This window comes from Pseudobutyrivibrio sp. OR37 (assembly GCF_900113655.1).
Classification (GTDB): Bacteria; Bacillota; Clostridia; order Lachnospirales; family Lachnospiraceae; genus Pseudobutyrivibrio.
This window is the reverse complement of record NZ_FOQF01000062.1, coordinates 1-4385: the sequence shown is the minus strand read 5'-3', so window position 1 is coordinate 4385 and position 4385 is coordinate 1. Positions and strand designations below refer to the sequence as shown.

The following is a 4385-nucleotide window of genomic DNA, read 5'->3' as shown; positions in this document are numbered from 1 at the left end:
ATTTGTCTCTGACTAAATCATAAATAAAAGACCAATCAATTGCTTTATCTATGATTCTTAAAAGATGATCTTGTGGAACTAAATCATCCGTACATACAAATTCAATCTGCTTTCTAGCCTTCTCGTTTTGTTCTGTAATCATTATTCAAACCCCTTTTATTGATAGTTCTATTATACCAAAAAAGAGTCTGAAAAGCTTGTAAAATCAAGGCTTTCTCAATTTTTATGAGTCTTAAAAAATGAAAGAACTGGAGTCCGCTGACTCCAGTTCCTCCTTATTAAAAGAAAAGGTCGCGGCGTAAGCCGCGACACTTTGTCTACACTCTGAAGCAGAAGAGACCTTTTAAGGTCTCTCCTGCTTTCTCCTAACACTAAATCCTAATATAGTTTTATTATCTGTTCATAAAGAACATGTCCCTTTTCTCCAATCCTTCTTCTAATACATCTTCGTAAACCTAACACCATCTCCATCAACAGTGCCCGCAAAAAAGATGCTAAAGTGCACACCTCTATTGCTGGCCACGCGAAGATTTGCTACGAAGTTGCCTTCCTTACTCATATTAATATACGCCTCTTCTGTACTCAGTGCCAATTTCTGCGCATCTATGTGTCGTACGGTGTTGCCGTCTAGTGTAGATGTTGGTTCTGGCGGAAACAGTTCTCCCCAGACTTCTTCGCCTGCAAACTGTGGCAGATAATCTTCTCTTAGATTTGCGTAAGAGTCAGAGCTATCGAAGGCTATGCCCATCAGCGCATCTTCAATAAGTTTATGTCGTTCTTTTGCCACATTTACTTCATGCCAAAACCAAAGTCCCCAAACAAGAGAAAACGCGATTATGCATGTAAATAGTATATTTATCACTTTCAGTATCTTATTCATTTTCGCCATTCACCATTTCCATAACTTTATTAACAAATTCATCCATTTCCTGTTTTTCTTTTTCTCTGGCAATTTCTTGCTGCTTACGTTCTTCCATCCTTTCGGCATAACGCTTCTCATCTAACATATCTAAAAGCTGCTGAGAATCGTACTGTTCATTGTATGCATCTATCTGCTTCAAACAAAACTTTACCGATAAAGGCATTGCGACACATAAAATGTATGTTAAAAATACTATCTTAATTTGGCTTTTCTCAAATTTCTTCATAACTAAGCGGCATTCCTTTTCATCAACTCACCTAAACATTCTGAATCAATCACCTTTGAAGCTAGTCCAAACTCAATAGCTTCCTCGGCATTAAAGTAGCTATCACACATTGTCACATTTGAAACATCTTCCACTGAATTACCAGTACGCTCGGCTATGATAGAAATCAACCTTTCATTAACCTGCTCAAGCTGCCTCAATTCCTGCTCAATTTCAAATGGCTTCATTCCACCCATTTCTCGGTGTCCCCAGCTACAATCGTGGATCATAACCTTACTGCTTGGGAGCATTAAGCGCTTATCTTCATCACATGCCAACATGATAATACTTCCCATGCTGGCTGCAATTCCTGTTACAACTGCTGTAACCGGACTTTTCATGAGGCGAATCGTGTCATACACGGCAAGGCCTGATCCAACTTGTCCGCCGGGAGAATTTATGAACAACGTAATTGGCAGTGTGTTGTCCTCTGCTTCCATATAAAGAAGCTGCTTGATCAAATCATTGCAGGATGCATCATTTACCTCTCCCACGAGAAAAATTTTTCTGTCCTTAAGAAATACATCATCAATTGGTACTGGCTGTAACCCTCTAACTGAATCTAAAATAATATTTGGCATTTTCGTTCTCCTTTCATATATCAATCGTTTCTAAATATCCGCAAGCATAAATAAATCATCACAAATCAATTCACCGTGCTCGGCTAAATGCTCAGGAGCGAAATTAACGAATTCCTGTACATGAATGCCGTTGTAATCGCATAGATGAATCAAAGTAGCCTTTACATTTTTAAACTGTTCTTTGTCACCAGGCAATGTAAAACCTATCGCGTAATGCTTATTTGCTGGATTCTTATAAACCGTCAGATTGTGATTTTCAAAGATATTTGAGATTGGCTTCATTTGCTTGGCGGTTGTTATCACAGCATCCAAACTATCGCAAATAATGTACGATGTGTTCATGGTTGTATCCCACATGATTGATATCAGCACATTATTATCATCCAGCTGATTTGATTGCAATTTTGTAACTTCAGCATCAGCTGGTATAAGATCTTGCATTTTCAACTGCCCCATGGACACATCAACCAAATCAATTAGTATTTCATCAACTGTTTCCTGGTCCACAACTTCTTCATCAAAAAGTTTTGTTTTGATTTCATATGACCTTCTGCCTGTTCTTTTGATAGCCATTTCCCTAGGTTTTATATTTTTCATCTTAAATACCTCGCTTTCTTATACTGTATGAAAACTAATATTTGTAACTCAAAGCATGTACACATTATACAGTGGAACAAAATAGGCTTCGTAAAATCTACGAAGCCTCAATTCTCTGAATAACTTATTCTGTTTTAACTATAAGCCCACCGCTTCTTTCGCCAAACGATCAGCTTCCTCATTTCCATCTATTCCGGTATGAGCTTTAACATGTTCAAACTCGATTTTAATTACATTTTTAGCAGCTGCAATATATCCACTATAAAACTTTGTAAGAGCCTTATTTGCTTTCCATTCTCCACTGACCCATTTTTCAATACCATCATAATCATAGTAGATTTTTAATTCTTTTACGTCAAGCTCAATTGCCTATTGTATTGCAGCCATGCTTCCAATAATGACATAGATGATATAATATAAATAGAAAGTAAGAGGTTATAAATATGAAACAAAATGATTTCTTCAAAAACCCAGATACAGGTGATATCGTGTTTTATCACGGCTCTAAAACAGGTATTGTTGGTCAGATAACTCCAGCTAAAAGTCATGGAACCACGGATTTCGGAAATGGTTTCTATCTAGGAACTCGCAAAATACAAACATTATCACGAGTATCACAAGAAAAAGCGCCTTTCGAATATGAATTTGCTATATCCTCTGAATATATAAACGACGAGAATACTTTGAAATTAAATGACGAAGGAGTGTGACGGATATGGAGAATTTTGATGCTTTATCACCTACAATGAAATATGATATTGCAAAAGTGCAAGGAGATATATTACAATTAGCAGCCGATAAAGGCTACGATATGGAAGAATTCATTGAAAATTATATGACTTCCGATTTTTGTAATAATGAAATTGATTTCCTCACTCTTTATAAAACCGCATTTGCATTTGATGGTTGTCCTCTCACGGGTCGAGGTCATCGCCACCACCGGCTTTTCGTGACACATCGGACATTCCACTATTTCTTTCTCCTATTAATAATCTATCAAGCCGTGTTTTTTGCCTACTTTATACATTTTACTTTTTGGACTAACTTGTAAGCCCACCGCATTGAGATATTTCAACGTTTGAATGCAGTCTTTCTCGGTTAATTTGTATTCTTCTTTTGTATAAGGAGCATCAACATCGTCCATTACGATTTTGATTTTTGTATTATCCATTTTCCTTACCTCTTTCAGTGCGGACGGTTTTTAAAGTCTTTTCCTTGACACTTATATTAGTTGAAGCTTGATTTTTTATTAACGAATTGAGTTTTTGTTCCGTCTTCTTTTAATGAATAATAAATATAATCAATACCATTTTCTTCACATACTAAAACTGGTATGCTTCTTGATTCAGCTTCAACTGTAGACATATATGAATCTATCCCATCAATATAAAAATGACTTTGCCCATCATAATATATGTCATGAAAGTTATAATCTTTAGCGATAGATGATGTAGAAACGTGTCCAGCTACAATGTTCATATAAAAATATCCAGTTTCAGCGGGATATTTTTCAATAAACATTTCATTTGATGTTCCAACTTCCCATAAATCGGCCGCTTCTTCATCGATACCTGCATGTACAAATATGGTTGATGCTGTTTTATAGTAATAAGGAAGATTGATATACCATTTAATCAATTCATGGTGATTTTGAAAAATGTATTTGCGCAAACTTTCAGCTATAAGAGCAGCATTTCCAAATACTGTTTCAGTATGATGAACCTTATGTAAATGATACTATTTAAATGTACATTTAGAGGAAAATAAAAATGTACAAATCCTCTAAATATGCTACCTTGTATCCATGGGAGGTATTTTTCTATGGATACAGTGGTCATCACTCAGCTCACTATTTTAAATTTGAGCAACTTGAAACCAAATTTTTCTGAGCTAGCAAGGATGTATGGTTGTGATCGTAGGACTATCAAAAAGTATTATGACGGATACGAAGGTAAGCCAAAGCATCACAACAAACCAAGTAAGCTCGATTGCTATGAAGAACTCATTGCTCAAAAGCTTT

8 protein-coding genes and 2 pseudogenes are annotated in these 4385 nt (G+C 36.0%); 2 read left to right on the top strand and 8 right to left on the bottom strand.

The window, feature by feature from the left end; all coding sequences use genetic code 11:
* The 6 genes and pseudogenes from BM097_RS16775 to BM097_RS16990 all read right to left on the bottom strand — a co-directional run.
* A pseudogene (locus BM097_RS16775) lies at positions 1-142 on the bottom strand (IS5/IS1182 family transposase); the annotation flags it as partial.
* A 294-nt stretch (positions 143-436) separates the two neighbouring features.
* On the bottom strand, positions 437-880 hold the full coding sequence (locus BM097_RS15750; protein ID WP_143085014.1) for a hypothetical protein: 444 nt from the start codon (positions 878-880) through the stop codon (positions 437-439).
* The gene (locus BM097_RS15745) at positions 873-1148 is read right to left on the bottom strand and encodes a hypothetical protein (protein WP_090552615.1); all 276 of its coding nucleotides are present in this window, start codon (positions 1146-1148) and stop codon (positions 873-875) included. The genes BM097_RS15750 and BM097_RS15745 overlap by 8 nt, the downstream gene beginning before the upstream one ends.
* Before the next feature lie 2 nt (positions 1149-1150).
* On the bottom strand, positions 1151-1768 hold the full coding sequence (locus BM097_RS15740) for a ClpP family protease (protein ID WP_090552613.1): 618 nt from the start codon (positions 1766-1768) through the stop codon (positions 1151-1153).
* A 30-nt stretch (positions 1769-1798) separates the two neighbouring features.
* On the bottom strand, positions 1799-2365 hold the full coding sequence (locus BM097_RS15735; RefSeq protein WP_090552610.1) for an adaptor protein MecA: 567 nt from the start codon (positions 2363-2365) through the stop codon (positions 1799-1801).
* A gap of 138 nt (positions 2366-2503) precedes the next feature.
* Positions 2504-2704: an RNase H family protein gene (locus tag BM097_RS16990; RefSeq protein ID WP_255406686.1), complete on the bottom strand. Its 201-nt coding sequence runs from the start codon at positions 2702-2704 to the stop codon at positions 2504-2506.
* Positions 2705-2808: 104 nt separating this feature from the next.
* Between BM097_RS16990 and BM097_RS15725 the strand changes: the two genes are divergently transcribed.
* On the top strand, positions 2809-3075 hold the full coding sequence (locus BM097_RS15725) for a DUF3990 domain-containing protein (protein WP_090552608.1): 267 nt from the start codon (positions 2809-2811) through the stop codon (positions 3073-3075).
* Between the two features lie 275 nt (positions 3076-3350).
* On the opposite strand, the gene BM097_RS15720 is transcribed toward BM097_RS15725, so the two are convergent.
* Both BM097_RS15720 and BM097_RS15715 read right to left on the bottom strand, forming a co-directional pair.
* Entirely contained in the window at positions 3351-3536 is a 186-nt protein-coding gene (locus BM097_RS15720; RefSeq protein WP_090552605.1) for a hypothetical protein, read from the bottom strand.
* A 56-nt stretch (positions 3537-3592) separates the two neighbouring features.
* Positions 3593-4003, bottom strand: coding sequence for a hypothetical protein (locus BM097_RS15715; protein ID WP_090552602.1), 411 nt, complete (start codon positions 4001-4003; stop codon positions 3593-3595).
* Between the two features lie 183 nt (positions 4004-4186).
* On the opposite strand from BM097_RS15715, the pseudogene BM097_RS15710 reads away from it, so the two are divergent.
* Positions 4187-4385, top strand: a pseudogene (locus BM097_RS15710) (hypothetical protein); the annotation flags it as partial.